General features: G+C 71.9%; 24 protein-coding genes. 15 read left to right on the forward strand and 9 right to left on the reverse strand.

All coding sequences use genetic code 11. The features are described 5' to 3' along the window. Window positions 1-114 precede the first annotated feature (114 nt). Window positions 115-861 (reverse strand): TetR/AcrR family transcriptional regulator, encoded by a 747-nt coding sequence (locus EDF24_RS12680; RefSeq protein WP_123654272.1) that lies wholly within the window; start codon window positions 859-861, stop codon window positions 115-117. A 129-nt stretch (window positions 862-990) separates the two neighbouring features. Here EDF24_RS12680 and EDF24_RS12685 point away from each other — a divergent pair, with 129 nt between their 5' ends. Then, window positions 991-1929, forward strand: coding sequence for an NAD-dependent epimerase/dehydratase family protein (locus EDF24_RS12685; RefSeq protein ID WP_123703241.1), 939 nt, complete (start codon window positions 991-993; stop codon window positions 1927-1929). 191 nt (window positions 1930-2120) lie between these two features. On the opposite strand, the gene EDF24_RS12690 is transcribed toward EDF24_RS12685, so the two are convergent. Further along, window positions 2121-3884, reverse strand: coding sequence for a DEAD/DEAH box helicase (locus EDF24_RS12690; RefSeq protein WP_123654274.1), 1764 nt, complete (start codon window positions 3882-3884; stop codon window positions 2121-2123). Between the two features lie 77 nt (window positions 3885-3961). Between EDF24_RS12690 and EDF24_RS12695 the strand changes: the two genes are divergently transcribed. The 4 genes from EDF24_RS12695 to EDF24_RS12710 all read left to right on the forward strand — a co-directional run bounded on the left by EDF24_RS12695 (window position 3962) and on the right by EDF24_RS12710 (window position 8215). Next, window positions 3962-4591 carry a GntR family transcriptional regulator gene (locus EDF24_RS12695; RefSeq protein WP_123654275.1) on the forward strand — a complete coding sequence of 210 codons (630 nt, stop codon included), beginning with the start codon at window positions 3962-3964 and terminating at the stop codon, window positions 4589-4591. A 183-nt stretch (window positions 4592-4774) separates the two neighbouring features. Further along, window positions 4775-6208 carry an MFS transporter gene (locus EDF24_RS12700; protein ID WP_243698310.1) on the forward strand — a complete coding sequence of 478 codons (1434 nt, stop codon included), beginning with the start codon at window positions 4775-4777 and terminating at the stop codon, window positions 6206-6208. An 82-nt stretch (window positions 6209-6290) separates the two neighbouring features. Next, window positions 6291-7193 carry an ABC transporter substrate-binding protein gene (locus EDF24_RS12705; protein ID WP_185021655.1) on the forward strand — a complete coding sequence of 301 codons (903 nt, stop codon included), beginning with the start codon at window positions 6291-6293 and terminating at the stop codon, window positions 7191-7193. Next, window positions 7190-8215, forward strand: coding sequence for an ornithine cyclodeaminase family protein (locus EDF24_RS12710; RefSeq protein ID WP_123703243.1), 1026 nt, complete (start codon window positions 7190-7192; stop codon window positions 8213-8215). The genes EDF24_RS12705 and EDF24_RS12710 overlap by 4 nt, the downstream gene beginning before the upstream one ends. A gap of 33 nt (window positions 8216-8248) precedes the next feature. Here the strand turns inward: EDF24_RS12710 and EDF24_RS19640 are convergent, their stop codons facing one another. Beyond that, window positions 8249-9301 carry a helix-turn-helix transcriptional regulator gene (locus EDF24_RS19640; RefSeq protein ID WP_123703244.1) on the reverse strand — a complete coding sequence of 351 codons (1053 nt, stop codon included), beginning with the start codon at window positions 9299-9301 and terminating at the stop codon, window positions 8249-8251. 191 nt (window positions 9302-9492) lie between these two features. Between EDF24_RS19640 and EDF24_RS12720 the strand changes: the two genes are divergently transcribed. Genes EDF24_RS12720 through EDF24_RS12730 form a run of 3 tightly spaced genes read left to right on the forward strand, consistent with a single transcriptional unit; the run spans window position 9493 to window position 11724 of the window. Next, complete coding sequence (locus EDF24_RS12720) at window positions 9493-10308, forward strand: AraC family transcriptional regulator (protein WP_123703245.1); 816 nt, start codon at window positions 9493-9495, stop codon at window positions 10306-10308. Beyond that, complete coding sequence (locus EDF24_RS12725) at window positions 10301-11014, forward strand: GAF and ANTAR domain-containing protein (protein ID WP_123703246.1); 714 nt, start codon at window positions 10301-10303, stop codon at window positions 11012-11014. The genes EDF24_RS12720 and EDF24_RS12725 overlap by 8 nt, the downstream gene beginning before the upstream one ends. Next, the gene (locus EDF24_RS12730; protein ID WP_123654281.1) at window positions 11011-11724 is read left to right on the forward strand and encodes a GAF and ANTAR domain-containing protein; all 714 of its coding nucleotides are present in this window, start codon (window positions 11011-11013) and stop codon (window positions 11722-11724) included. Before EDF24_RS12725 ends, EDF24_RS12730 begins: the two co-directional genes overlap by 4 nt. Here the strand turns inward: EDF24_RS12730 and EDF24_RS12735 are convergent, their stop codons facing one another. From EDF24_RS12735 to EDF24_RS12745, 3 genes are all read right to left on the reverse strand, one after another. Next, window positions 11725-12678, reverse strand: coding sequence for a manganese catalase family protein (locus EDF24_RS12735; protein ID WP_123654282.1), 954 nt, complete (start codon window positions 12676-12678; stop codon window positions 11725-11727). A 263-nt stretch (window positions 12679-12941) separates the two neighbouring features. Beyond that, window positions 12942-13538 carry a hypothetical protein gene (locus tag EDF24_RS12740; protein ID WP_123703247.1) on the reverse strand — a complete coding sequence of 199 codons (597 nt, stop codon included), beginning with the start codon at window positions 13536-13538 and terminating at the stop codon, window positions 12942-12944. Continuing rightward, a complete protein-coding gene (locus EDF24_RS12745) occupies window positions 13535-14212 on the reverse strand; it encodes a TetR/AcrR family transcriptional regulator (RefSeq protein WP_123703248.1) in 678 nt (225 codons plus the stop codon). The genes EDF24_RS12740 and EDF24_RS12745 overlap by 4 nt, the downstream gene beginning before the upstream one ends. Window positions 14213-14259: 47 nt before the next feature. On the opposite strand from EDF24_RS12745, the gene EDF24_RS12750 reads away from it, so the two are divergent. Together EDF24_RS12750 and EDF24_RS12755 are read left to right on the forward strand one after the other, a co-directional pair. Further along, a complete protein-coding gene (locus EDF24_RS12750; RefSeq protein WP_123703249.1) occupies window positions 14260-14631 on the forward strand; it encodes a VOC family protein in 372 nt (123 codons plus the stop codon). Window positions 14632-14671: 40 nt separating this feature from the next. Beyond that, on the forward strand, window positions 14672-16672 hold the full coding sequence (locus EDF24_RS12755) for a GMC oxidoreductase (RefSeq protein WP_260233438.1): 2001 nt from the start codon (window positions 14672-14674) through the stop codon (window positions 16670-16672). A 21-nt stretch (window positions 16673-16693) separates the two neighbouring features. On the opposite strand, the gene EDF24_RS12760 is transcribed toward EDF24_RS12755, so the two are convergent. Together EDF24_RS12760 and EDF24_RS12765 are read right to left on the reverse strand one after the other, a co-directional pair. Then, on the reverse strand, window positions 16694-17665 hold the full coding sequence (locus EDF24_RS12760) for a helix-turn-helix domain-containing protein (protein WP_123654286.1): 972 nt from the start codon (window positions 17663-17665) through the stop codon (window positions 16694-16696). Between the two features lie 69 nt (window positions 17666-17734). Beyond that, a complete protein-coding gene (locus EDF24_RS12765) occupies window positions 17735-18307 on the reverse strand; it encodes a TetR/AcrR family transcriptional regulator (protein WP_123654287.1) in 573 nt (190 codons plus the stop codon). Window positions 18308-18468: 161 nt separating this feature from the next. Here EDF24_RS12765 and EDF24_RS12770 point away from each other — a divergent pair, with 161 nt between their 5' ends. The 4 genes from EDF24_RS12770 (at window position 18469) to EDF24_RS12785 (ending at window position 21995) form a co-directional block, all read left to right on the forward strand. Further along, window positions 18469-19209, forward strand: coding sequence for a DUF1345 domain-containing protein (locus EDF24_RS12770; RefSeq protein ID WP_123654288.1), 741 nt, complete (start codon window positions 18469-18471; stop codon window positions 19207-19209). A gap of 82 nt (window positions 19210-19291) precedes the next feature. Then, window positions 19292-20677 carry an FAD-binding oxidoreductase gene (locus EDF24_RS12775; RefSeq protein ID WP_123703251.1) on the forward strand — a complete coding sequence of 462 codons (1386 nt, stop codon included), beginning with the start codon at window positions 19292-19294 and terminating at the stop codon, window positions 20675-20677. Next, window positions 20677-21498: an alpha/beta fold hydrolase gene (locus tag EDF24_RS12780; RefSeq protein WP_123703252.1), complete on the forward strand. Its 822-nt coding sequence runs from the start codon at window positions 20677-20679 to the stop codon at window positions 21496-21498. Before EDF24_RS12775 ends, EDF24_RS12780 begins: the two co-directional genes overlap by 1 nt. After that, a complete protein-coding gene (locus EDF24_RS12785; RefSeq protein WP_123703253.1) occupies window positions 21495-21995 on the forward strand; it encodes a DUF427 domain-containing protein in 501 nt (166 codons plus the stop codon). The genes EDF24_RS12780 and EDF24_RS12785 overlap by 4 nt, the downstream gene beginning before the upstream one ends. Window positions 21996-22999: 1004 nt before the next feature. On the opposite strand, the gene EDF24_RS19680 is transcribed toward EDF24_RS12785, so the two are convergent. Then, window positions 23000-23260: a hypothetical protein gene (locus EDF24_RS19680; protein WP_395868060.1), complete on the reverse strand. Its 261-nt coding sequence runs from the start codon at window positions 23258-23260 to the stop codon at window positions 23000-23002. Between the two features lie 904 nt (window positions 23261-24164). On the opposite strand from EDF24_RS19680, the gene EDF24_RS19685 reads away from it, so the two are divergent. Further along, window positions 24165-26423: a family 78 glycoside hydrolase catalytic domain gene (locus EDF24_RS19685; RefSeq protein WP_395868112.1), complete on the forward strand. Its 2259-nt coding sequence runs from the start codon at window positions 24165-24167 to the stop codon at window positions 26421-26423. The last annotated feature ends 8 nt before the right edge of the window (window positions 26424-26431 follow it).

The following is a 26431-nucleotide window of genomic DNA, read 5'->3' on the forward strand; positions in this document are numbered from 1 at the left end:
CCGTCGTGGTGCGCTGCAACGTGTCTCCTGATCGCGGCGTGGTGGTTGGTCACGCCCTGTCCGTCGGGTCGGACTCGGCGTAGGGACCTGTCTACCCCAGACCCGCTCCGTCTGTCAGCCCGCCGCCCCGATCTGGGGATGGACGTCGACGGAGAAGCCGATGTCCGCCGCCAGCCGCTCCACCACGAGGTCGAAGTACGCCGCGTGGTCGGAGACCGACCCCACGTAGTGCCCGAACAGCTCGAACGACACCGTCCCGAACACGGCCGTCCAGGCCATCAGCGTGCGCATCACGGCCTCGGCGGGCGCGTCCTTCGCGATCCCCCGCGACCGGATGTACGCGGCCGCACCGTCGACCACCGACCCGACCGGCCGGGGAGCCGGGCTGACCGTGGGCGGTGGGAGGGGCCTCCCGGCCATGGCGTCGACCACGATCCGGACCAGCACCATCGTCGCGCGCGTGGCGGGCTCGATCGTCTCCTGCGGGGCCGCGTAGCCGGGGACGGGACTGCCGTAGAGCAGCGCGAAGTCGCCGGGGTGCGCGACGGACCAGTCGCGGACCGCGCGGCACGCGGCGAGCCAGCGTGCGCCGACGTCCTGCCGGTTGTGCGCGGCGTCGGCACGTTCGACGGCGTCTCCGAGTTCGTCGTAGTCCTGCACGAGGAGCGCGGTCAGCAGGTCGTCCCGGCTCGGGAAGTACCGGTAGAGCGCGGAGGACACCATCCCGACGTCCCGGGCGACGGCCCGGAGGCTGAGCTGCGCGGGCCCCTCGTCGGTCAGCCGTGCCCGTGCGGCAGCCAAGATGCGTCCCCGGATCGTCTCGCGAGCCAGGTCTCGTGCGGTCGGTGGCCGGTCTGTCATCCCTCCACCCTGGCACGCGAGAGCACTGCACACAACCGAGAGCACTGCTCTTGCGGTGGTCGGCACCGCGTGTCATGCTCATCGAACAGAGAGCACTGCTCTCGCGATTCTCGGACGGAAGGACTCCCCATGTCGGACCACCTGGTCATCGGCGCCGGCCCCGTCGGCCGGCACGTCGCCGCACTCCTCGCCGAGCGTGGCGAGCACGTCACGGTCGCCACCCGCTCGGGTCGTGACACCGGCCTGGAGGGCGTTGGTCACGTCGCCCTGGACGCTGCGGACCCCGAGGCACTCACCCGGGCGACCGAGGGTGCGGCCGCCCTCTACAACTGCGCCAACCCGGGCGACTACACGCAGTGGGAGCGGACCTGGCCGCCGCTCGCCGCCTCCCTGCTCACCGCGGCCGAGCGGACCGGCGCGGTGTACGCGATCACCGGGAACCTCTACCCGTACGGCCCCGTCGACGGCCCGATGCGCGAGGACCTGCCCGACGCGGCGACCGACCACAAGGGGATCCTCCGGGCGCGGCTGTGGCGGGATGCCCTCGACGCCCACCGCGCCGGCCGGGTCCGCGCCGTCGAGGTCCGGGCATCGGACTACGTCGGACCCGGCATCGGCGCGAACGGCCACATCACCCGTGTGCTGCCCGGTGCCCTCGCGGGGAAGACCGCGTGGATGATCGGCCGCACCGACCTGCCGCACACCTTCACGGACGTGCTCGACGTCGCGCGGACCCTCGTCGCCGCCGCCGACGACGAGTCCGCGCACGGACGCCTCTGGAACGTCCCCTCGAACCCGCCGAGGTCGCAGGTCGAGGCGCTCACCGACGTGCTCGCCGCAGCCGGGAAGCCGCCCGTGACCGTGCGGCGGCTGCCCGGTGGAGCACTACGTGCGCTCGGGTTGGTCTCGCCGATGATGCGGGAGATCGCCGACATGCGGTACCAGTGGACGGCGCCGTACGTGCTCGACGACACCGCGGCCCGGGCGCACTTCGGCATCGAGCCGACCCCGTGGGACGAGGTGTGCCGCCGCACCGCCGCCGGGGTCGCCGCGTCAGGTCGCGCGTAGGACGTCGCTCCGCGCGTTGGCAGTCGTTCCGCGCGTAGGACGTCGTTTCGCGCGTTGGCAGTCGTTCCTTTCGACCCCCTCCGCACGTTTCGACCACCCAGCGCGGGTGCGGTGGGTGAGAACGCAACCCACTGACAGACGGGAGGCCCGGTGCCAGCTGGCACCGGGCCTCCCGTCCGTGTCGTCCTGGGTCAGTAGCGCGGCTTGCGCACCGGACGCTCGTCGCGGTCCTCGCGCGGGCCACGGCGGTAGCCGCCACCGCGGCGGTCCGGCTGGATCTCGATGAGACGACCGCTGATGCGGGTGTCGCGGAGCTTGTCGAGCACGTCGCCCGGCATGTCCGACGGCAGCTCGACGATGGAGAAGTCCGGCTGGATGCGGATCGCACCGAAGTCGTCGCGACGCAGCCCGCCCTCGTTCGCGAGCGCCCCGACGATCTGGCGCGGCTCGACGCGGTGACGACGACCGACCTCGATCCGGTACGGGGTCATCGGCACCGAGCGGCGACGACGGTCGCCACCGTCGGCCTCGCGCTCGCGGCCCTTGCGGTCGTCGCGACGCTGGTCGCGCTCGACCTGGCGGCGGAGGGCGTCCTCGGCCGGGTCGAGGAGCAGCGGGGTGTCCCCCTGCGCGACGACGGCGAGGGCTGCCGCGACGTCCTGCTCGGGGACGTCGTGGTGCTCGACGTAGTGGGCGATGATGTCGCGGAACGCCTCGATGCGCTCACGCGACTCGAGTGCGGCGGTGATGGCGTCGTCGAAGCGCGTCAGGCGGGTGACGTTGACGTCCTCGACCGAGGGCAGCGTCATCTCGGTGAGGGGCTGGCGCGTGGCCTTCTCGATCGCGACGAGGAGACGACGCTCACGCGGGGTGACGAAGCTGATCGCCGCACCGCTGCGGCCGGCACGACCGGTGCGGCCGATGCGGTGCACGTAGGACTCGGTGTCGACCGGGATGTCGAAGTTCACGACGTGCGTGATGCGGTCGACGTCGAGGCCTCGGGCGGCGACGTCGGTCGCGACCAGGATGTCGAGCTTGCCCGACTTCAGCTGGTTCACGGTGCGCTCGCGCTGGGCCTGGGCCACGTCACCGCTGATGGCGGCTGCGGCGTACCCGCGGGCGCGGAGCTTCTCGGCCAGGGTCTCGGTCTCGCTCTTGGTGCGGACGAAGATGATCAGACCCTCGAAGTCCTCCACCTCCAGGATGCGGGTGAGCGCGTCGACCTTCTGCGCGTACGACACGATGAGGTAGCGCTGCGTCGTGTTGGCGGACGTGGTCGTCTTCGCCTTGACCGTGATCTCGGCCGGGTCGTTGAGGTACTGCTTCGAGATGCGGCGGATCTGCGCGGGCATCGTCGCCGAGAAGAGCGCGACCTGCTTGGTGTCCGGGGTCTCGGCGAGGATCGTCTCGACGTCCTCCGCGAAGCCCATCTTGAGCATCTCGTCGGCTTCGTCGAGGACCAGGTACTTCAGCTCGGACAGGTCGAGCGTGCCCTTCGCGATGTGGTCCATGATGCGACCAGGGGTGCCCACGACGACGTCGACGCCGCGGCGGAGCGCGGAGAGCTGCACGCCGTACGCCTGCCCGCCGTAGACCGGGAGGACGTGCACGCCGCGCATGTGCGAGGCGTACTGCTCGAACGCTTCGCACACCTGCAGGGCGAGCTCGCGGGTCGGGGAGAGCACGAGGGCCTGGGGCAGCTTGCTGCCGGCTTCCATGCGGGACAGGACGGGCAGCGCGAACGCGGCGGTCTTGCCGGTACCGGTCTGCGCGAGACCGACGACGTCACGCCCTTCGAGCAGGGTCGGGATGGTCGCGGCCTGGATCGCGGAGGGGGTCTCGTACCCGATCTCCTTGACGGCCTTGAGGACGGGCTCGCTGAGCCCCAGGTCGGCGAACGTCACCACGGGCCCCTCGTCGATGGGCTCGGTGGTGCTGTTCGTGTCGGAACTCATCCTGGTACGGTACCCGGTCCCCGGCGCAGAGCACGACCAAACGATGCGCAAGAACACGGCCTGCATAGGATTCGGGCGTGGACTCCAAAGCTGCCTCGGTCATCCGGATCCTCCGCGCGGAGATCATCGACGGCACGCTCCCCGGCGGCACCCGCCTGAAGGAGGACACCATCGGTGCCCGGTTCGACGTCTCCCGGGTGCCGGTCCGCGAGGCGCTCCGGCAGCTCGAGACCGAGGGGTTCGTGGTCTCCGAGAAGTACAAGGGCGTGACCGTCGCGTCGACCTCCACCGCGGTCGTCGTCGAGCTCATGCAGATCCGCCGCGGGCTCGAGACGCTCGCCGCCGGCCTGGCCGCCCGACGACGCGGGGGCGACCAGGCCGCCGGGTTGCAGGCCGTCGTCGCACGCGGCCGGTCAGAGGGCGAGGCCGGGCACTTCGCCGAGCTCCCGCCGCTGATCTTCGAGTTCCACCGGCTCGTGGCCAGGGCATCGGGGAACGCACGACTCGAGCAGATGATCGAGCGGCTCCTCGAACAGACCGCGTGGGGCTTCGAGCAGGAGATCGAGGACCGGGTGACCTCCAGCTGGACCGACCACGGCGCCGTCGCGGCCGCGATCCTGGCCGGATCGCCGATGCAGGCGCGCCTGCTGATGGACGAGCACATCGAGAAGGACGAGGCAATCTACCGCCGGTCCTTCCCTGGCTAGGAACGTATACAAAAATGCCGCGGTCTGAAACGATGGCCCCCGAAGTCAGCGGTACTTCGGGAACGGAATCGAGACCTTACATGCGCGAAACCAGCCGGAAACAGGTTTTCGTATACAAAAGTCATGACCTCGTGAATCCAGTCCCATCGGACTCACCCCGCGAACCCATCCGTGGAGTTACCCATGACTGCCGTAACCCGCACCACCGCCCCGACCGCCACCGTCCCGCCGTCCGGATCGCGTACCGTCGCCTCCTCGCTCGACCGGATCGGCTTCACCCGAGCCCAGTTCTGGATCTTGATGCTGATCCTCGCCGGGGAGTTCTTCGACACCCTCGAGCAGAACTCCGTCGGCGCGATGGCCACCAACATCAAGGCCTCGCTGCAGATCGGAGACGTCCAGCTCACCACGATCAACACCGCGACCGTCCTCGGCGGTCTGGTCGGTCGGTTCGTCGCCGGCTGGCTCGCCGACCGCTACGGACGCCGTTTCTCGCTCAGCCTGAACCTGCTCGTCTACACGCTGGGCGGACTGCTCAGCGCGATCTCGTTCAACTACGACATGCTCCTCGTGAGCCGCTTCATCGTCGGCATCGGCATCGGCGGCGAGTTCATGATCGGCATCGCGATGCTGTCCGAGATGGTGGCCACGCGCTTCCGCGGCGGTCTCATCGCGACGATCAACGTGGGTGCCGGCGGCGTGGGCAACTTCATCTCCTACGGACTCTTCCTGCTGCTCCTCGGCCCGCTCGCCCCGGCGCTCGGCGGCGACCACCACGTGTGGCGCTGGACGTTCGTCATCCTCGCGGTCCCCGCCCTGTTCGTCGTCCTCTACCGTCGCCGCCTGCCGGAGACCCCGCGCTTCCTGCTCTCGAAGGGCCGCGTCGCCGAGGCGAACCGGTCCCTCGCGATCCTCGCGTCGAACTCGCTGCGACCCACCGACGCGAAGCCCCCGGTGGAGCTGACCGAGGCGGACCTGCCGCCGGAGCAGCTGCACTCCTCCCCCGCCGCGGTCTTCCACCGCTCGGTCCTCCGTCGCACGATCTCGATCGGCGTCGCGTCCTGGATGGCGTTCGGGTCGCAGGTCACACTGAACTTCCTGATGCCGACGCTGCTCGTCGAGCGCGGCTACTCGGTGTCGCAGAGCCTGCTCTACACGATGATCATGAACATCGGTTCGCTCCTCGGAGCCACGACCGCGGCGCTCATCGCCAACCGCGTCGGGCGGCGGAGCGCCGTCACCGCTGCCGGTGTCCTCGGCTGTCTGACCGCCCTGGCGTTCGCGGCGTTCGGCAACAGCACTGCCGCGATCCTCGTGCTCGGTGCGCTCTTCCAGTACTTCACGATGGTGACGAACACCACGCTCGCAGCCTGGACCGCCGAGGTCTACCCGACGTCGATCCGTGCCTCGGGTGCGAGCATCGTGAACGGCATCGGCAACATCGCCGGCGCGGTGATGCCCTTCCTCGCGATCGCCCTCTACGGCTCGTTCGCCTTTGCCGGTGTCTTCGGCCTGGCGGCACTGATGTACGCGATCCTCGTGTTCGCGGCCCGCTTCGCACCGGAGACCCGCGGACGCTCGCTCGAGGACGTCAACGAGCTCGCCCTGTCCCGCTGAGCGCGTGGGCGTCGGCACTCCCGGCGCCCGCACTCCCGGCACCACCAGCACCCGTACCAGCACCGACCCCATGGAGGAACTCATGGACACCCTCACCGTCTCCGCGACCGCGAACGGCCTCAACTACCTCCCCGAGTACGTGGCGGACGTCTCCGGCATCTTCGCCGAGCACGGCCTGTCCGTGACCGCGAAGGCCTGCGACCCGTGGACCGGCGTCCTCGACGACCTCGAGTCCGGCGAGGCCGACCTCGCTCTCGGTGGCCTCTGGGTCCCCGCGATGTACGCCGGTTCGCCCCGTGCGCTGAGCGTCGTCGGGCAGCTGAACCACAAGTTCCCGATGACCATCGTCGCGCGGAACGCGACCGGGCCGGTCGGGCTGGACTGGCTCGCCGGCAAGGTGGCACTGGCACCCGGCGCGGGCGGCAGCGCTCCGTACGAGTACACGGCCGGACTGATCCGCGAGGCCGGACTCGACCCGGCGGCCACGCGCTGGGTCCGCGACCTCTCGACCGCGATGCTCATCGAGCTCTACCGCGCCGGACTCGGCGACGCGATCGTGCTCGACCTCGTCTCGGCCATGGAGCTCGAGGCCGCCGGTGACGGCACCGTCGTCTTCCGCCACCTGGACACGGGCGTGATGCCGAACAGCGTCTACTACACGCGCACCGATCGCGTCGCGGAGCTCGGCGAGAAGATCGAACGATTCGTCGCGGCGATCGACGTCGCCGAGCGGCGCATCACCGCAGGTGCAGCCGGTGCCGACATCGAGCAGGTCCTCGCCGCGCGCTGGCCCGACAAGGACCACGACCTCCTCCGTTCCGCGGCGCAGCAGATGGCGGACGGCGGCGTCTGGGACAGTGTCACGATCAACCGAGGCGCCTCGGACCGGTGGATGCGGATCCTCGACGAGGGCGGACTGGTGACGCACCGGCCGTCGTTGGAGGAGTTGCTCGGCAGCACCAGCGCCGTCGGTTCCGCCTCGTGACCCTGGTCCTCGGAGCCGACGACGTCCGCCGGCTGCTCCCCGAAGTCGACGCGATCGCTGCGGTCGAGGCCGTGCACGCCGACCTGGGCTCCGGCGCGATGGTGCAGCCCGCCCCCGTCACGCTCGGTGGCACCGACGACGCCCTGTTCCTCCCGATGGCCGTCCGGTCGGACCGGCTCGGCTTCGCGGCGGTGAAGCTGATGGCGGACATCCCCGCGAACGTCGGCACGGCCCTGCCCAGCCAGCGCTCGACGATCCTGGTGTCCTCCGTCTCGGCAGGCGAGTGCATCGCGGTCATCGACGGCGCCGGCATCACGCGGGTCCGGACTGCGGCGGCCTCGGCGGTCGCCACCCGGCACCTGGCACGGCCGGACAGTCGGGTCCTCGGCCTGGTCGGCGCGGGCAACCTGGCGATCGAGCACGTCCGCGCGATCAGCGCGGTGAGGCCGATCGAGCAGGTGGTCGTCTGGTCACGCTCGTCATCGACCGTCGAACGGTTCCGCGAACAGCTCGCGGAGGCCGGTGACGGAGCGACGGACGTGGCCGTCGTCGTCGCCGAGGACCCCCACGATGTGGTGGAACGTACGGACGTGCTCTGCACGCTCACCCCGTCCGTCGAGCCGATCGTGCGCGGTGCCTGGCTGCACCGTGGACAGCACGTCAACGCGGTCGGCGCCCGGCCGCGTCCGACGCACCGCGAGCTCGACGCGACCGCGATGGCCAGGGGCACCCTGGTGGTGGACAGCGCGGCGACTGCGCGCGCGAAGTCCGGGGACCTGGTGCTCGCGATCGCCGAGGGCGCACTCCGGACGAACGCGCGACTCGTGGAGCTGGGCGAGGTCGTCGCCGGTCTCGCGAGCGGACGGGCGTCGGAGGACGAGATCACGGTGTTCGACTCGGTCGGGCTCGCGGCGCAGGACCTTGCGGTGGCCGCGGCGGTCATCCAGCTCGCGCAGCGGCACGGGGTGGGCGAAACAGTCCACCTCTCGGCTGCCGCGTCGTCGCTCGCCCCGGTGCCCTGAGGTCCGGCGTCCCGAGGTCCGGCGTCCCGAGGTTCAGGCCGTCCGGCGCTCGCTCCGCACGCGCAGGCGCCGGGTGGGGGCGTTCCGGAGCGTCTCGGCGGGGAACTCCCCGAAGCGCTGTGCGTAGGCCGCGGAGAACCGTCCCATGTGCCGGAACCCCCAGTCGCGGGCGACGCCGCCGACCGTCACCACACCGGGGTCGGCGAGCTGGAGGACGACCCGCACGCGGTCCAGTCGCATGTCCTGGACGAAGGCCATCGGCGATCGACCGGCCTCCTGCAGGAACGCACTCTGCAGCGTCCGTGCGCTGACGTCCGCGGCGCCGCAGAGGTCGGAGAGGGTCACCGGTCCGCCGCAGTGCGCCGCTGCCCAGGAGCGCGCCGCCTCCAGGGTCCGTCGCGCAGCGCGACCACCGACCGACGGCTCGCCGACCGACGGCTCGCCGGCCTGCGCGGTGCCGAAGACGGCGAGGACCGACTCGGCGAGCTCCACCTGGAGCGACGACCGGACCAGGGCGGAGTCGTCGCCCGAGACCGCGGCCGACGCCACGGCGGCGATCGCGGCGCGGAGGCCGGGCAGTCCGTCGGATCGCGGACGCCGGTTCAGCGTCGGCACGTCGCCGAGGTCGGGTTCCACGAGTCGGCCGACGGCACGGAGGAAGGCCAGGTCGATCCGCACGAGGTGGTGCACGCCGGCGGGAGCGGAGAACGAGAACGGTCGGGCCACCGGGAACGTCTCGGGGACCCCGGGCAGCGTCACGTCCCCCTCGGCCCCGGTCCCGATGCGGGCACCGCCCGTCGCCGTCCACCCGAACACGAGCCCGTCGCCCGGGTCCACGACGCCGTGGCGTTCGGTCGACACGGCGGCGTTCAGCAGTTCGACGTGCAGGTCGCGGATCGAGCGGTGCCGCAGGCGGAACGCGGTGTCCGTCCCGAACCCGATGCACTGCGCGTGGTAGCGGTCCTCGTACAGCTGGATCGCGATCGCACGGTCGTTCGTGGCCCGGTCCGCGACCCGGTGCTCGACGACGTGTGGTCCGTCGCCGACGCGCGTCAACACGACGAGGCGGACGCCCGTGGTCCGCACACGTGCTCGAAGTCACGGTCCTGCCAGGCCCCCACCTCGGGGCCCTGACCATCGACGAATCCGCGCATGACAACCCCTCCTCGCGCTGAACGGCCCCGCACCACGCACACCTCCGCGAGACGATTCCAGTATCGCTCGGACGGATTGCGCAAGAGCAGGGGTTGACAAACCGAGATCGGTACGCTGGCGTCATGAGTGACGAGGACGTGTCACCTCCGGCGCCGGACGTCGTACAGCCGGGTTCGGCGGCGCCCACCGCACGGCTCTCGCGCAACGTGCGCGAGGCGCTGCGGTTCCTGCACGAGCACGCACAGGAGCGCATCTCGGTGCCCGATGTCGCAGCGGCCGTCCACCTGTCCCCCCGCGGCCTGCAGAAGGCGTTCCAGCGCGAGGTCGGGGTCACCCCGGGCCGGTACCTCCGCGCGCTCCGGCTCGACGGCGTGCGGCGCGAGCTGCAGTCCGCGCGACCCACTGACCACAGCACCGTCGCCGAGATCGCGCAGCGCTGGCACTTCAGCAACGCCGGGCGGATGGCGGCGGAGTACCGCTCCGTGTACGGCAGCGCCCCGTCCGCCGCGCTGCGCTACTTCGAACCCGACGACGAGCCACGTGACCGGGTCGCGGCCATCGGGGAGCCGGGCAGCACCCGGCGGCGCTTCCGCCTGGTCCTCGACTGCGAGATCGACGTCGAGGATCCAGGAGCCCTGCTCGCGAGCGCCCACCGCCGTTCCGAACGGAGTGGCGACGCGTGGCAGGGGTACCGGCCGGACGGCGGGACCGAGGACCTCGTCGCCTTCCTGCTCAACGACGCCGTCCGCGGCGCGGTCCGTGACGCCGACGGGCTCCGGCTGCTCGTGCTGAACCCGCTGCTGCGGGTGCCCGAGGCCGACGGCTCCTACGCCGCGGCGGAGCTCCCGCCGTGGACGGCCGTCCTGAGCCCACCGGGCAGTCCACGGATGGGCCCGCGGGTAGCATCGGAACCGGACCAGGAGGACGCTGATGGATGACGCAGTCGATCGTGCACTCCGCGCGATCCGGTCGACCGAGATCGCGGACGACGACCTCAGTGAGCCGTTCCAGCGCGCGGTCCCCGTGGGCGGCGTCTCCGTGTCCTCGTTCGGGTCCATCGTGGCGAGCGAGACGATCTCGGCGACCGACGACACGGCCTTCCGCGTCGACGAGATCCAGTTCGACCTCGCCGAGGGACCGTGCTGGACGGCGCTCCGGCACCGCGCCCCCGTGCTCGAGGGCGACATCGTCGGCAACCCGAACCGCGAGTGGCCTGCGTTCAACGACGCCGTCCGCGCGGAATCGGTCCGCGCGGTGTTCGCGTTCCCGATCGTCTTCGGCCCGTTCCCCCTCGGCGCGGTCGACATCTACTCGCCGCGCCCCACCGAACTCGGCGGCGCGCAGGTCGAGGCGGCCGCGGCCCTCGCCGACGCACTGGGCCGACGGGTACTCCGTCGCGCGATCCGCAGCGCCCAGGACGAGGACGAAGCACTCGTCGACCAGAACCCGTTCTCCCGTCGTGTCGTGCACCAGGCCACCGGGGTCGTCCTCGCGCAGCTCGACGTCACCCCCGAGGACGCCTACCTGCTCATCCAGGGGCACGCGTTCGCCCGCCGCACACCCATGCGGCAGGTCGCCGAGGAGATCCTCGCCGGGACCGTCCGGTTCGAGAAGCACGGGGACCTGATCGAGGAGGTCCGATGACCGCTGCCGAACGAGAAGCACGGATCGTGGAGACCTTCGCGACGCTCGCCGACACCCTGGTCGACTCGTACGACGTCGTGGAACTCCTGCAGACCCTCGTCGAGACCTGCACCGAGGTGCTCGACATCGACGCCGCCGGCATCATGCTCGCGAACGGGTGGGGTGAGCTCGAGGTGATCGCTTCGACCTCCGAGGCCAGCCGCCTCATCGAGGTGCTCCAGCTCGACGCCGAGGCCGGCCCGTGCATGGAGTCCTTCGCGACCGGCCGGACGATCACCTGCCCGGACATCACGGATGCCCCCGACGAGTGGGCGGCGTTCCAGCGTGGCGCTCTCGCACTCGGGGTCCGCTCGGTCCACGCCGTACCGCTCCGGCTGCGCTCCTCCGTCATCGGCACGCTCAACCTGTTCGGCTCGTCCGTCGGCGACCTCTCCGAGCCGGACGTCCGCATCGCGCGGGCGCTGGCGGACGTCGCGACGATCGGCATCCTGCACGAGCGGACCCTCCGCGAGCACGAGGTCGTCAGCGCGCAGCTCCAGCGCGCGATCGGTTCGCGCGAGGTCATCGAGCAGGCCAAGGGCGTGGTCTCCCACGTCAAGGGCGTGTCCATCGACGACGCCTTCGGGGTGATCCGTGCGCACGCGACCGCGACCGGCGGGCGACTCTCGGACGTCGCCCGCGCGATCGTGGACCGCACACTCCAGCTCTGATCAGGCGATCGGCCCGTACAGTGGCGTCTCCGCCTGGTCGAGTTCCAGCTCGGCCGTCTGCTGGATCAGCGCCAGCAGGTCGGCGTCGAGACCCGGCGCGAACTCCTCCAGCCGCTCCGGGGCGATGAACGAGGGCGCGCCCTTCGGCGCCTGCTCGGATGCGTCCAGGTCCGTCCCGTCCCCCGAGGGCGACGCTCCGCGGAAGATCTTCGCCGCCTCCGACGCACCGTCGAGGTCGAAGCTGTACTGCTTGCTCTGCAGGCCGAGGTCGACGAGCTCCTTGACCTCCGGGAACTGCTCGGCGTTCGTCTTCGGGATCGGCAGCAGCGACTTCCACTCGACGCCGAGCGCCTCGAGGGCCTTCGCGTAGGCGTTCTCGTGCGCCTGGTCACGGACGATCAGGTACGCCACGGTCGCCCGCGCCGTCGGGTTGTCCGTCATCTCGTAGATGCGGCACTTCTGCAGCCGGCCGGTCGACTCGAGCATCAGGTTGTAGAGCAGGTCGAGCGGCAGGTTGCCGGAGTTGTAGACGTAGCTGCCGCTCCACGGGTTGCCGGCGGAGTCCACGGGCAGTGCCCCCTGCGCGCCGACGAGGTAGTGGTGGATGTTGCCGGTGTCGAGCGCGATGCTGAGCGGCGTCGCGCCCTTCGCACCCGGCTGGTCGACCGGGTCGGTCACCTTGCCGGTGTATCCCGGTGCGCCGTCGAGCAGGCGGGAGATCGTCGTGCCGATGAGTTCGACGTGGCTGATCTCCTCGGTGCCGACGCCCTGGATGAGGTCCCGGAACGGCTTCGCGGCGGGGCCGCGGAAGTTCATCGCCTGGAAGAGGTACTGCATCATCGTGCGCATCTCGCCGAACTGGCCGCCGAGCCCTTCCTGCAGGGCGTTCGCGGCTGCGGGGTCCGGGTCGCCCGGGGCGATGTCGTTGATCCAGGTCTGTGCGTGGAAGTACATGCTGACTCCTGATCCGTGCGGCGTCGTCACCGCGCGGTGCTCACGCTCCTCGGGGCGGCCTGGGCACGGAGTCGGGTGATCCACGAGGCGCAGCGCGCCCGGCGGCGGTGCGCCGTGGCGGCGCGCAACGGAAACCGGCTCGAACCACGGACGTGCGTGGTTCGAGCCGGTTTCGGTTGTGCGGGAGCGTTCCGCACCGCGGCCGGGGCGAGCAGACGGCGGACGGGAGGCTCGGTGCGGGGCCGACCCGGGCCTCCAGGCCGTCAGGGGGTCTGGTCCGCCGCGGTGGCCGGGTCGGTCGTGGCGGTGACGGCGGGTGCGTCGGAGTCAGCTGCGTCGGGTGCGTCGGCTGTAGCCGTGGCTGCGGCGGCCGCGGCCACCGCTGCGGCCGCCAGCCGGTCCGCTCGGCGGAACTCGCCGTTGCGGGCGAGCGCGCCGGCGGCGCCCGCCGCCACCGAGATCGGGCCGAGGATGATGAACCAGTCCGGGAGTGCCACGAGCGGCAGCGCCGCCAGGACGCCGGCGAGCGCCGAGGTCGCAGCGATCTGCAGCAGCCGGGAGCGGACGGGGCGCATCGCGCGCCCGAGCAGCATCGTGAACGGGAGTGCCACGAGTGCGGCCGCCATCGTCGGCAGGAACGCGACCACGTCGACCATCAGCATCCAGACCACGGTGCCGCCGATCGCGCTCAGCCACGAGCCGAAGGAGGTCTCGACGTCCCAGCCGGACGTCGCGCCGGCCCCGACCAGGCCGATGACGACCGTCGCCGGCAGGGTCACGCCGAGCATCCAGCCGAAGGCGCGGATCTCGAGCCACCGGCTGTCCGACCAGGTCCAGGTCGCCGGTGCGGTGGCACTCATGCCGCACGCCCGGCGACGATGCCGACGATCTCGGTGACCGCCGTGCGGAACGGCCGGATCCGGAGCATCGGGAGGGCGAATCGCAGGACGCCGAGCATCGCGTCGACGAGTCGGTTCGTCCGGCTCTGTCCCGGCGAGGTGTCGTACGTCCAGAACAGCGCGAACAGCAGGTAACCCGTCCAGAGCGCCGTCGGCAGGTCCTCGGCGAGGTCGGCTGGGAGCTTCTGCCGGGCGCCGGCGACCGCACGGCGGAAGAGGTCGAGCACCAGGTCCCGGGCTTCGGACGACTCGGCGGACAGCGGGTTGATCGGCGAGTCGGGGGCGACCGCGGCGGCGAGGAACTGCGGCGCGATGGCGTGGTACGCGGCGAGGTTCGTCAGGCCCGAGCGGACCACGATGCCGATCCGGGCGGTGAGGTCGTCGGTGGTGTCGAGCAGGGGCAGCGCGACGGCGCGGTGCTCCTGCTGCACGTCGACGTAGAGCTCCTGGACGAGGTGGTCCTTCGTCGGGAAGTGGTAGTAGGCGTTGCCGACGGAGAGCCCGGCCTCTGCCGCGATCCCGCGCATCGTGGTGGCGTCGTAGCCCTGCTCCCGCAGCGACCGGATCGCCACCGCGCGGATGGCTGCCCGGGTGCGCTCCCGCTTCGGGAGCGGCTTCCCCTCATTTTCGAACATGTTCAAAAACTACACCCCACCCGGTCCGGTGTCACTAGGGTGGTGCGATGACGAGCGTGCGGGAGTTCCAGGTCACCGTCGACTGCGCCGACCCGCAACGGGTGGCACGGTTCTGGGCCGACGTGCTCGGGTACACCGTCCAGGAGTCGGGGACGTCGTGCGTCGACCCGAACGACGTCGGGCCCCGGCTGTACTTCCAGCAGGTGCCGGAGGGCAAGGTCGTGAAGAACCGCGTGCACCTCGACGTGCGGGTCGGGATCGGGCTCGTCGGTGCCGAGCGGCTCGATGCGCTGGAGGCCGAGTGCGCGCGACTGGTCGCGATCGGCGCCACGCGCGTCCGGCTCCTGCCCGCGGACGACGACGAGGAGTCGTGCATCGTGATGCAGGACGTCGAGGGCAACGAGTTCTGCCTGGACTGATCCGTCCGACCACCCTGCTCACCCTGACGAAGGAGTCGGCGTGCTCTCACCCACCCAGGAACGGCTCACCACGCTGATGGACCGTGTCGTCCCCGGCGACGAGGACCCGTCCGCGAGTCAGGCCGGTGGCCTGGCGTTCCTCGAGTCGGTGGTCGCCGAGCGACCCGAGTGGGCCGAACGGCTGGACGACGTGGTCGCCCACGAAGAGGCCAGTGTGCACTGGGACTGGTTCGCCGAGCTCGTCGCAGGGGGCTTCTACGCCGACCCGGGCAACGGCGGCAACGCGGGCGCGGCGTCGTGGCGGATGGTCGACTGGCAGCCGGAGCCCCTCGGCGGGTGGCCGACGACGGTCCCGGTCGCCGAGGCGGCGCCGGTCACCGTGCACCCTGCTGCGCTGGAGGACCGCTACGACGCGATCGTGATCGGCTCCGGAGCCGGCGGCGGCGTGGCTGCCTGCGGCCTGGCCGAAGCCGGACGCCGTGTCCTCGTGGTGGAAGCGGGCGACTGGCCAACCATCGGCACGCTCGCCGAGGACCACCTCCGGAACCCGCGGTCCGACTGGGGCCTCGCGCCGCGCTCGGGCCCGACCGATGACCGGGACGTCCGGGTCGCCGACGACGGCCGCACCCGGCTGCCGATCCGGCCCGCGGACCCCGGGTGGAACAACAACGCGTCCACCGCCGGCGGCGGCACCCGTGTGTACGGGGCGCAGGCCTGGCGGTTCGCACCCCTCGACTTCCGGATGGCGTCGACGTACGGGGTCCCGGACGGCAGCGCGCTCCGGGACTGGCCGATCTCCTACGACGACCTGGAGCCGTACTACTCGCGCGCCGAGTGGGAGGTCGGGGTCAGCGGCGGCATCGACGACGGCAGGTGGTCCGGGCCGCGCTCCCGTCCGTACCCGATGCCGGCCGTCGCCGCAGGCCCGACCCGCGAGCGGTTCGCGGCGGCGGCGTCCGCGCTCGGCTTCGGCACGGTGCACGTCCCGCTGCTGGTCAACAGCACGCCGTGGCTCGGCCGACGGGCCTGCGCGGGGTGCAACCAGTGCGTCGGGTTCGCCTGCCCGGTCGACGCCAAGAACGGCTCGCAGAACACCATGCTGACCCGGGCGTTCGCCACCGGCCGCGCGCAGGTCGTGCTGCGGACGCGCGCCGCTCGGCTCCGCACCGACGCGACCGGACGGGTCGTCGGCGTGACCCTCGTCGGCACCCGGGACGGCCAGGACTGGCAGCGCGACGTCGACGCAGCGGAGATCGTCGTCGCAGCCGGGGCGATCGAGTCCGCACGGCTGCTCCTGAACAGCCGGAGCGACCTGGAACCGAACGGCATCGGGAACGGCAACGACCTGGTCGGGCGGCACCTGCAGGGGCACGTGTACGGCGGGGCGACCGGCGTGTTCGACGACGTGGTGGAGGACCTGGTCGGCCCCGGCCCCTCCATCGCGACGACGGACCACCGGCACGGCAACGCCGGGCTCGTCGGCGGCGGCATGATCGCGAACGAGTTCGTCGCCACCCCGTCGAACACCTACCGGTACCTGGTCGGTGCGGGGCTCCTCCCCCGGGCCGGCACCGCATCGAAGGCGGGCATGCGCCGCCTGGTCCGCTGGACCGCCCGGCTGATGGGCCCGATCCAGGAGGTGACCTCCGCCGATTCCCGCGTCCGCGTGGACGACGGGGTCACCGACCGGTACGGCGTGCCCGTCGCCCGCCTGAGCGGCAGCGTGCACGCGGAGGACCTGCGTGCCCGCGACGCGACGAGCGCGCGCAGTGCCGCGTGGCTCCGCGCCGCCGGAGCCGTCCGGGCCGTCGAGGTCGGGGGCACTCCGGTCGGACCGTCCGGCGGGCAGCACCAGGCAGGGACGCTCCGGATGGGGTCGGACCCGTCGCACTCCGTCGTCGACGAGTTCGGCCGGGTGTGGGGACACGAGAACCTCCGCGTGACGGACGGGTCGGTGCACGTCACGAACGGCGGGGTGAACCCGGTGCTGACGATCTTCGCGACGGCGATGCGGAGCGTCGAACAGATGACCGCGGAGTAGCGCAGCCGACCGCGGAGGAGGTCAGTCGACGGCGCGGAGCGTCGTGCTCGGGTACTCCCCGAACCGCTCCGCGTAGACCCCGGAGAACCGCCCCAGGTGCGCGAACCCCCAGCGGAGCGCGATGTCCTTGACGCTGGTCTCGCCGGGGTCGGCGCGACGGAGTTCGGAGTGCACGTGGTCGAGGCGCACCGCGCGCAGGTACTCGCTCGGCGACGTGTCGAGCGCCCGCCGGAAGCCGTCCTGCAGCGCTCGGACCCCGAGGCCCGCCGCCTTCGCGGCTGCGGTCGGCGTGATCGGCAGGTGTGCGTTCGCGTGGATGAACTCGACGGCGGTGCGCACCCGTGCGTTCCCGGGCACGAGGAGCGCGGGCGGCAGCGACACCGGCAGCTGCGGGTAGAGCTCGAGGAACGCGATGGCAGCGAGCCGGGACATCTCCGCGCGGAGCAACGGCGACGCCGGCGCACCGATCAGGGTGCGCGAGATCAACCCCATCGCCTGCCCCCAGGTCCGGACGGCGTCCCGCCCCGGCACGACCGCGCCGTCCACCCGGAGGTCGCCGTGCTCGATGCCCGTCTGCTCCGCGGCGACCCGTTCGACGAGCCCACGGTCGAGGTGCACGAGCTTCTGGTCGAAGTCGGCGTACGAGAACCGGAACGGACGATCCGCGGGGAACAGCACCGGCGTCCCCGGTGCGACGGCGACCTCGGCTGCGCCGACGTCGACGACGCCGCCGCCGGTCGTCACCCAGTTGACGATGAACTCGTCGCCGGTCGGCAGGATCTCACCGTCGAGCCGTCCGCCGTGGAAGGACGAGGTGCGGAGGGTCATCGACTCGTCGCCGATGGCGTGGTGCGAGTACGAGAACGGGCGGCCCTCCACCTCGGCCGCCGACCACCGGAGGCCGTGGTACAGCTCGCGGAACATCTCCACGGCCTCGCCACGATCGGTGCCGCGTGCTTCGATGCGCACGCGGGCAGGGGCTTCCTCGGTCACGACAGCATCGTCACACACGCAGATGACGCGGAGCCCTTCAGTGGCACGTCCCTGTCCGGATCGCGCCGGTCACTGCGGTCCGTACAGCCCGATGAGCATCGCGGCGGACGTCCGCGCCTCGCGAGCCGGGGCGACCGTGCCCATCGTCGCCGCTGCGACCTGCGCCCCTTCGGCCAGCAGGACGATCGAGGCCGTCAACATCGCCGGGAGACCGGCGCTGGTCACGAGGTCGTCGACGATCCCGGTGAACACCCGCGTGTGGTCACGCACCATCGCGAGGACCCGCGGGTTCGTCCGACCGAGCTCCCCGTACGCGTTGATGAACACGCAGCCGGCGAAGTCGTCCTCGGCGAACCAGCCCTCGAGGAACGTGAAGATCCCGATGAGCGCGTCGCGGGGATCGTCGATGGGGTCGACCGCGCGGAGCAGGTTGCCGGTCCACCGGTCGTGCTGCTGGCGGAGGACCGCCTCGACGAGGGCGTCCTTCGACACCACGACCGAGGCCGCACGACCCGCCGGCACACCGGCACGGAGCGCGACGTCCTCGAGTTCCACCGTGGTCGTCCCGGCGCGGTTGAAGAGGTCGTCCGCCGCCGCCATCAACCGTCGGTGGCACTCGACGTCACTGAGGACTGCGGGCATGACGGGTCCGATCGGGAGGGTGCTGCGGAGGAGTTCCGAGTTCTGACCATAGGCCAGCGTCGCCCGAGCGCCGCCAGGTGTCCGATGACCGGCGGTCCGGACGCCCCACCTGTCCGCGATGCGCGGCGCTGGCGGGTCCGGCCGCGCAGTACGGTCGGGGCATGAGCGGCGGACGCACCAGCAGCACAGAGCAGGACGACGAGACCCCACCGGGCGAGGCGGACCGCCGTGTCGGCACCGAGCTCCGCTGGCCGGCCGTCGTGGCGGTCCTCATCGCGCTCGGCCTCTACGGCGCCCTGCCGAGCGAGTTCCCCGCGTCCCTGCGCTTCGGCGTGGTCGCGCTCGGGCTCGTCCTGCTCATCCCGGTCACGATCCTCAACCCCGTCCGGCTCGACCGTCAGACCCGCTGGTCGCGCACCATGTCCACGGCGCTCGCGCTGCTGCTGGTCGTCGCGAACCAGGCGGCACTGGTGATCCTGATCGTCGTCCTGGTGTCCCAGGAGCACCCGAACGGTCCAGCAGACCTGCTCGCCGCGCTCCAGGTCTGGATCACGAACATCATGGCGTTCGGCCTGTTGTTCTGGGAGCTCGACCGCGGAGGCCCGGTGTCCCGCCGTGTGGACCACCGCGCCGACCTGCCGCCGGCGGACTTCCGGTTCCCGCAGGACGAGGACGAGAACACGGTCATCGAGGTGCAGCGACGCTCCTCGGTGAAGAGCGACTGGGTGCCCTCCTTCGTCGACTACCTCTACCTCTCCCTGACGAACTCGACGGCGTACTCCCCCACTGACGTGATGCCGCTGTCCTCCCGGGTGAAGGGGTTGATGGGTCTGCAGTCCGCCGCGTCGTTCGTGATGGTCGCGCTCGTCATCGCCCGCGCCGTCTCCCTGCTCGGATCCTGACGCGAGCGGGATCCCCTGACGCGCGCGGAATCCCCTGACGCGAGCGGTATCGTCGGCCCCGACCACCCCGGAAGGACCCACGATGACCGTCACCACCCCGGTGGACACCGCCGCCCTCGACGAGCTCCTCGGTGCCGACCAGGTCCTCCGCGACCCGGCCTCGCTCGAGCGCTACAGCCACGACGACGCCGAGTGGGCCGAGTTCTCCCGGCCGCTGGCGGTCGTCCGGGCCCGGAGCACCGACGACGTCGTCGCCGCGGTCCGCTGGGCGGCAGCAGCCGGCGTCCGGGTCGTCCCCCGCGGAGCCGGCACGGGACTCTCCGGCGGCGCGAACGCCGTCGCGGACAGCATCGTCCTGTCCCTCGAGCTGATGAACGCCGTGCTCGAGGTGAACACCGACGAGCGCTACGCCGTCACCCAGCCCGGCGTCATCAACGACGCCCTCCGCGCCACCGTCGCCGAGCACCGCCTCTGGTACCCGCCGGACCCGGCGAGCTCCGCGATCTCGACCATCGGCGGCAACGTCGCCACGAACGCCGGCGGCATCTGCTGCGTCAAGTACGGCGTCACCCGCGACTACGTCCTCGGGCTCACCGTCGTCCTCGCGGACGGCTCCGTGGTGCAGCTCGGCCGGAAGACCGCGAAGGGCGTCGCGGGCTACGACCTGACCGCGTTGATGGTCGGCTCCGAGGGGACGCTCGGCATCGTCACGAGCGTCACCGTGAAGCTCCTCCCCCTCGCCGGCCGCGACGAACGCGCCGTCATCGGCTACTTCCCGTCCCTCAGCGCCGCCGGTGACGCCGTCGCGGCGATCTCCCGCGCCGGGATCATCCCCGCCGCGCTGGAGATCGTCGACCGCACCTGCCTCCGCGCCGTGGACGAGTGGATGCACCTCGGTCTGCCGTCCGAGGTCGACACCCTCTTGCTCGCCCGCATCGACGAGCGCGGAGCGGCCGGGGACGAGATCGCCGACCACGTCGCCCGGGTCTTCGGGGACGCCGGTGGCACCGACGTCGAACGCGCCACCGACCCGGAGGAGATCGACCGGCTCTTCCAGGCCCGCCGGCTCGCCTACCCGGCGCTCGAACGCCTCGGCCCGGTCCTGACCGAGGACATCTGCGTCCCCCGCAGCGCGGTCCCCGAGATGCTCCGGCGGATCCAGGCGACCGCCGCCGCGAACGACGTCACGATCGCCAACATCGCGCACGCCGGTGACGGCAACCTGCACCCGCTGATCATCGCGCCCGAGGACGACCCCGCCGCGAAGGACCGCGCGAAGACCGCCTTCGACCGGATCGTCGCCGACTGCCTGGCGCTCGGCGGCACGGTGACCGGCGAGCACGGCGTCGGGCTGTTGAAGCTCCCCGGCCTCCGGCAGGAGCTCGGCGAGCGCGTCATCGCGATGCACCGCTCCGTCAAGGACGCCCTCGACCCCGCCGGCACGCTCAACCCCGGCAAGGCGTTCTGATGGTCGCCACCTTCACCTCCTCGGACGGCGCCCGCCTCGCGTACACCGACTCCGGTCCGGCGAGCCCCGGCGGACGCACGGTCGTCCTCGTCGCCGGCTACGCCATGCCCGCGACGGGCTGGGCACTGCAGGAGGACGCCCTCCGCGCCGCCGGGCACCGGGTGGTCGCCTTCGACCGCCGGAGCCACGGCGAGAGCGAGGACACCCTCCGGGGTCAGCGGGTCGCCCGCCACGGTGCCGACCTGCACGAGCTGCTGGAGGTCCTCGACCTGCAGGACGCCGTCCTCGTCGGGCAGTCCATGGGCGCGAGCACGATCTGGGCCACGATCGACCTGTTCGGCACCGCGGGCATCGCCGGGGTCCTGACCATCGACCAGACCCCGAAGCTCATCAACACCGACGACTGGCCGCACGGCTTCTACGGCATGACGCCGGAGAACAGCGGCACCTTCTTCGACCAGGGCATCCCGGACACCGGCCGCGGCCTCCGTGTCGACCAGGGGAACGCCGGCGTCCAGCGACTCATCGCCAGGATCGGCGGATTCCCGGCCGTCCGCACCCCGAACGCGCCGGAGACCGTCCGCCTGCTCCGCGACCACGGCCAGCAGGACTGGCGCGACGTCGTCGAGCGGCTCGACGTCCCCTTCACGATGGTCGCCGGACGGGACAGCCAGCTCTGGCCGTGCTCCCACGCCGAGGCAGCCGTCGGCGCGAACCCGAACGGCAGGGTCGTCGTCATCGAGGACGCCGGCCACGCCACCAACCTCGACCAGCCCGACGCCTTCAACGACGTCCTCCTCGCCTTCCTGGAGTCACTGTGAACCGTCACCCCGCGCCCGTCCAGCCCGGCCCCGGCCAGGAGTCCGTCTGGGACTACCCCCGCCCGCCCCGCGTCGAGTCCTCCACCGAGCGGATCGTCGTACGACTCGGTGGCGTCGCGATCGCGGACACCACGTCCGCCGTCCGCGTCCTGGAGACGAGCCACCCGCCCGTCTACTACATCCCCGCGGCCGACTTCGTGCCGGGAGCGCTCGCCCCCACGAGCGGCTCGAGCATGTGCGAGTTCAAGGGACGTGCGAGCTACTTCGACGTGCACGGCGGCGACACGACCGTCCCCCGTGCCGGCTGGACCTACCCCACCCCCGAGCCCGGCTTCGCCGAGCTGCTCGACCGCGTCGCGATCTACCCCGGCCAGATGGACTCCTGCGAGGTCGCGGGCGAGACCGTCCACGCCCAGGCCGGTGACTTCTACGGCGGCTGGATCACGTCGAAGGTGGTCGGCCCGTTCAAGGGCGAACCCGGCACCCTCGGGTGGTGACGCTGCGGCTCTGCAGATGGTGACGGGCCGGACGGGAGGCGCGGGTCGGGCCCGCCCCGTGCCTCCCGTCCGGCACCGTGGTCCAGTTCTGGTCCGCGCCGGTCAGGAAGGACGTCGGGAGGAGTCGGTGTGCAGAAGCCAGTCCATGTCGAGGTGTTGGCGGACCTTCTCCTTCGGTGAGATGTCGGCGACGTCCGAGACGAAGTCGATGTCGACGCGGTGGATCCGACCGGTGAACGGGAAGCCCTCGCGGGTTCGGTAGTACTCGTCGACGGGGCGATGGTGTTCACGCCGAACCCGAGCGTCGAGTCATTGATCGCGACCGGGCCCGCCGCATCGAGTGCGCAGAAGACGGAGGTATCGCCCGTCGTGGAGCCCCGCGTCTGCGCACTCGATCGCGCTGGCGCTGCGGCAGGGACAGGACAAGGGGCCAGGACGGGGCGCGGGACAGCGACCCGCCCCCGCCACCTGATCTGGGGTGTTCTCGAAGCGAGGGATCCTCCATAAGGTCGAGATCGGCCGTCCGGCCCGTTGCTTCGTCTGCCCTCTTCCCAGAACGGGTCCATGCGTCCTCGTCCTCCTCGTCGCGCCCGAACGGTGCTCGGCGTCCTCCTCGCCGCCGTCGTCGTCCTCAGCGGAGCCGTCACGACAGCCCCCGCGTTCGCGAGCACCGTCGACCCGTCGGGATCGACCGCGTCGCCGTCGCCTGAAGTGTCGGAGCAGCCGACGGACCCCGATGACCCCGGCGCACCGACGGCGACTCCCACGCCCGATGTCCCGACGCCGTCCGAGTCACCGACGCCGTCCGCGACCGCGACCCCGACGCCGGAACCGACGACCACTGCCCCACCCGAGCCGACGCCCACGGCGACCCCGACGCCGGAGCCGACCCCGGCCTCCCGGCCGACCGCGCTCCGCGTGAACGGGGCGACTTCGCCCATGGCGGTCGACCCGAGCGCCACCGTGCGGTTCTCATGGGTGCCGGACGCGGCGGTGGAGCGCACCTACCGGATCGTCGTGGCCACGTCGCCGGCGGCAGCGGCGGCGGGCACCGGGGACGTCTGGGACTCCGGGAACGTGACGTCGGCGGCGACGCAGAACGTGCCGTACCGGGGACCGCGCCTGGCGAACTCGGCGCGGTACTGGTTCAGCGTGCAGAGCACCGGCGACGACCGCCCCGCCTCGCCGTGGGCGACGCCGTCGACGTTCGGCACCACGGTGAGCGCGTGGTCCGCGAAGCCGATCTGGTCCGCGAAGCCGACCACCGCGTGGCAGAGCTACACCGTCGACGCGACGGTCACCGTGGACGCGGTGGCCATGGGCGTGGTGTTCCGGGCGAAGGACGCACGCAACGGGTACCTGTGGCAGTTCCGCGCGGACAACGACACGCTCGTGCCGCACGTCCAGCGGAACGGCGCCTACCGGGCACTGCCCGCGATCCGGCTGGCGAACGCCGGCGTCCGCATCACCCGGGGCTCCGCGTTCCCGGTCCGCATCGTGGTCACGGGGAACCGGATCGTCACCTCGGTCCGCGGGACGGTCGTGGACGACCGGCGGGACTCGACGTTCACCGAGGGGTGGGTCGGCGTCCGCACCGGCGCTTCGGAGCGGGGATCGATCACCGGACTCCGCGTCACGTCCTCGGACGGGGCGGCCCTCTGGTCGGCGAGCGGGACGACGTCGACCCCGGACCTGCCCTGCACGACGCTGAAGAGCGGGCGGACGACGGTCGGCGTCCGCGCGAACTGCGTGTACGACGCGTGGGCGAACTACACCGTGCACGCGACGGTGATGATGGGCGCGTCGCCGACCGGCATCGTCCTCCGCGCGTCGGACGACGCGAACGGGTACCTCTGGCAGTTCGACACGGCGACCTCGACGCTCCGCCCGCACGTGCAGGTGCACGGGTCCTACCGGCTGCTGAAGACGGTGTCCCTGAAGACCAAGGTGCTGAAGGCGCACCAGTACGCGATCCGGATCCAGGTGCAGGGCTCCACGATCCGCACCTGGTTCGCCGGGCGGCTCGTGGACACCCGGACGGACAAGACGTTCAGCCGAGGGCTGGTCGGCTTCCGGACCAGCACGAAGGAGACGGTGCAGGCGAACGTCTTCACCGTCACCGCGCCGTCCGGGCTGCAGGTGTACGCGAAGAACTCCGCCCGGACCGACATGTCCTGCGCGACCCTCAGCGCGACGGGCGTCCTGTCGGTGCCGAAGGGGAGCCGCTGCCTCATCGACTCGGCCGTGCCGGACTGGACGTTCGCCAGGACCTCGTTCACCCTGCCCGCCGGGAAGATCCGCTGGGCGACGGTGTGGTCCACCGGGTCCTCGCCGGCGCCGACGCGGCAGTACGTGTACCGGCTCTCGGTGAACGGGTCGTTCGCCGCCGCCGGCCCGGTGCGGCCCATCGGCACCGAGGTCCGCTACGACAGCACGGACGTCACGTCCCTGCTGCACGCCGGGCAGCGGAACGCGCTCGCCGCGCTCGCCTACACGACGGCGGACCGGCGGTTGCTGGTCCAGCTCGTCGTCACCTACGAGGACGGCACGCGTGTCGTCATCGGGAGCGGATCGTCGTGGCGCACGCTCGACGGCACCGGCGCCTTCCGTCCGGGCGCCTCGGTCGGCACCGGGTACTACGTCGCCCCGTCGGAGAACATCGACGCGGCCCGGTACCCGGACGGCTGGGACACGGCCGCGTTCGACGACAGCAGCTGGCGGGCCGCCGAGGTCCGCCCGACGATCGCCGCGCTGACCGCGTCCCCGCTCGTGCCGATCGTGGAGACCACGCACGCGGTGCGCTCGACCGTCCGTTCCGCATCCGGCACGCTCGTCGTCGACTTCGGCAGGACGTGGATGGGCGGCATCAGCCTGGCCGTGTCGAGCAGCGCGGCCCGGAACGTCACCGTGACCTACGGCGAGACCCTGACCTCGGCGAAGACCATCGCCGCGACGACCACGGCCGGCAACCGCTGGGTCGATTCCTACCGTCTGCGCCCCGGCAAGCAGACGATCGCGGGCTGGGGGCTCCGGGTCTTCCGGTACGTGCAGATCACCGGGCTGCCGTCCGGCGTCACCGCGTCCGCCGTCCGGGCCGTCGCGCTGCACTCCCCCATCGGGACCGACGCCGACTTCGACTCCTCCAACGCCACGCTCGACGCGGTCCGCGACCTGTCCGCCACCACGATCGAGAGCACCACGCTCGGCATGTACGTCGACTCGTGGGAGCGCGAACGGGCACCGTACGAGGCCGACGCGTACATCGAGCAGCTCGCGCAGGCGGCGCTCGACACCGACTCCGCCGCCGCCGCGTACACGTCGCGGTGGCTCCTGGCGAACGCCACCTGGCCGACCGAGTGGCCGCTGTTCGACGCCCTCGCCGTCCACGCCCGGTGGATGGAGACCGGCGACACCACCGAGATCTCCGCGAACTGGGCCGCACTGCAGAAGACCCTGCTGACGAAGTACATCGACACGGGGACCGGCCTGGTGCGGCACGACTCGTCGAAGGACATCGTGGACTGGCCCGGCGCCGAACGCGACGGGTACGTGTTCACGACGACCAACACCGTCGTGAACGCGCTGACGTACCGGGACCTCGTCGTGATGTCGGAGCTGGCGACCGCGATCGGCCGGACCGCCGACGCCGCGACGTACACGAAGCAGGCCGCGGCGCTCCGCACCGCGATCAACGCCCGGCTCTGGGACCCGACCAAGCGCGCCTACCGCGACGGGCTCACCGCGAGCGGCGGTGCCGTCGCGCACTGGGCCGTGCAGGCGAGCGCCTTCGCACTCGCCGCCGGCGTCGCCGACACGTCGACGGCCACCCGGGCAGCGGCGTACGTCGCCGGCCGCGGCATGGCCTGCAGCGTGTACTGCGCCGCGTTCCTCGTGCCGGGGCTGTTCGCGAACGGCCAGGCCACGGCGGCGACCGCGATGCTGACCAGCACCGGGAAGCGGAGCTGGTCGAACATGATCCGCGTCGGTGCCGGCGCGACGATGGAGGCGTGGGACCTGTCCCTCAAGGCGAACACGACCTACTCCCACCCGTGGGCGGCGTCACCGGCCTCGATCGTGGTGTCGAGCCTCGTCGGGCTCCGGGCCACCACGCCCTCGTGGTCCACGTTCGAGGTCGCGCCGGAGCCCGGCGGGATCGCGAACGCGACGCTCGCGCGGCCGACCGTGCGCGGGACGATCCGGGCCGGGTACGCGATCGTGGGGTCCGGGGTCGACGTGGCGGTGTCCGTGCCGGCGACCACGCGTGCAAGCGTGCGGGTGCCGGGGACGAGCTCGAGCGTGTGGGTGGACGGGGTGTCGCAGCCGGCGACGCGGACGGGCGGGGATGCGGTGGTCGAGGTCGGGCCCGGGTGTCACACGGTGTCGGTCGGCGCGACGCCGGCTGCGGTGCTCCGCGGGGTGTGCCGGTAGCGCTCACC

The sequence above is a fragment of the Curtobacterium sp. PhB130 genome, assembly GCF_003755165.1.
Classification (GTDB): Bacteria; Actinomycetota; Actinomycetes; order Actinomycetales; family Microbacteriaceae; genus Curtobacterium.

Excerpts from the sequence above, each read along its gene's own strand:
- EDF24_RS12680 (WP_123654272.1), bottom strand. The coding sequence starts at position 861 with ATGACAGACCGGCCACCGACCGCACGAGACCTGGCTCGCGAGACGATC.
- EDF24_RS12685 (WP_123703241.1), top strand. The coding sequence starts at position 991 with ATGTCGGACCACCTGGTCATCGGCGCCGGCCCCGTCGGCCGGCACGTC.
- EDF24_RS12690 (WP_123654274.1), bottom strand. The coding sequence starts at position 3,884 with ATGAGTTCCGACACGAACAGCACCACCGAGCCCATCGACGAGGGGCCC.
- EDF24_RS12700 (WP_243698310.1), top strand. The coding sequence starts at position 4,775 with ATGACTGCCGTAACCCGCACCACCGCCCCGACCGCCACCGTCCCGCCG.
- EDF24_RS12705 (WP_185021655.1), top strand. The coding sequence starts at position 6,291 with ATGGACACCCTCACCGTCTCCGCGACCGCGAACGGCCTCAACTACCTC.
- EDF24_RS12720 (WP_123703245.1), top strand. The coding sequence starts at position 9,493 with ATGAGTGACGAGGACGTGTCACCTCCGGCGCCGGACGTCGTACAGCCG.
- EDF24_RS12725 (WP_123703246.1), top strand. The coding sequence starts at position 10,301 with ATGGATGACGCAGTCGATCGTGCACTCCGCGCGATCCGGTCGACCGAG.
- EDF24_RS12730 (WP_123654281.1), top strand. The coding sequence starts at position 11,011 with ATGACCGCTGCCGAACGAGAAGCACGGATCGTGGAGACCTTCGCGACG.
- EDF24_RS12735 (WP_123654282.1), bottom strand. The coding sequence starts at position 12,678 with ATGTACTTCCACGCACAGACCTGGATCAACGACATCGCCCCGGGCGAC.
- EDF24_RS12740 (WP_123703247.1), bottom strand. The coding sequence starts at position 13,538 with ATGAGTGCCACCGCACCGGCGACCTGGACCTGGTCGGACAGCCGGTGG.
- EDF24_RS12745 (WP_123703248.1), bottom strand. The coding sequence starts at position 14,212 with ATGTTCGAAAATGAGGGGAAGCCGCTCCCGAAGCGGGAGCGCACCCGG.
- EDF24_RS12750 (WP_123703249.1), top strand. The coding sequence starts at position 14,260 with ATGACGAGCGTGCGGGAGTTCCAGGTCACCGTCGACTGCGCCGACCCG.
- EDF24_RS12765 (WP_123654287.1), bottom strand. The coding sequence starts at position 18,307 with ATGCCCGCAGTCCTCAGTGACGTCGAGTGCCACCGACGGTTGATGGCG.
- EDF24_RS12770 (WP_123654288.1), top strand. The coding sequence starts at position 18,469 with ATGAGCGGCGGACGCACCAGCAGCACAGAGCAGGACGACGAGACCCCA.
- EDF24_RS12775 (WP_123703251.1), top strand. The coding sequence starts at position 19,292 with ATGACCGTCACCACCCCGGTGGACACCGCCGCCCTCGACGAGCTCCTC.
- EDF24_RS12780 (WP_123703252.1), top strand. The coding sequence starts at position 20,677 with ATGGTCGCCACCTTCACCTCCTCGGACGGCGCCCGCCTCGCGTACACC.
- EDF24_RS19685 (WP_395868112.1), top strand. The coding sequence starts at position 24,165 with ATGTCCTGCGCGACCCTCAGCGCGACGGGCGTCCTGTCGGTGCCGAAG.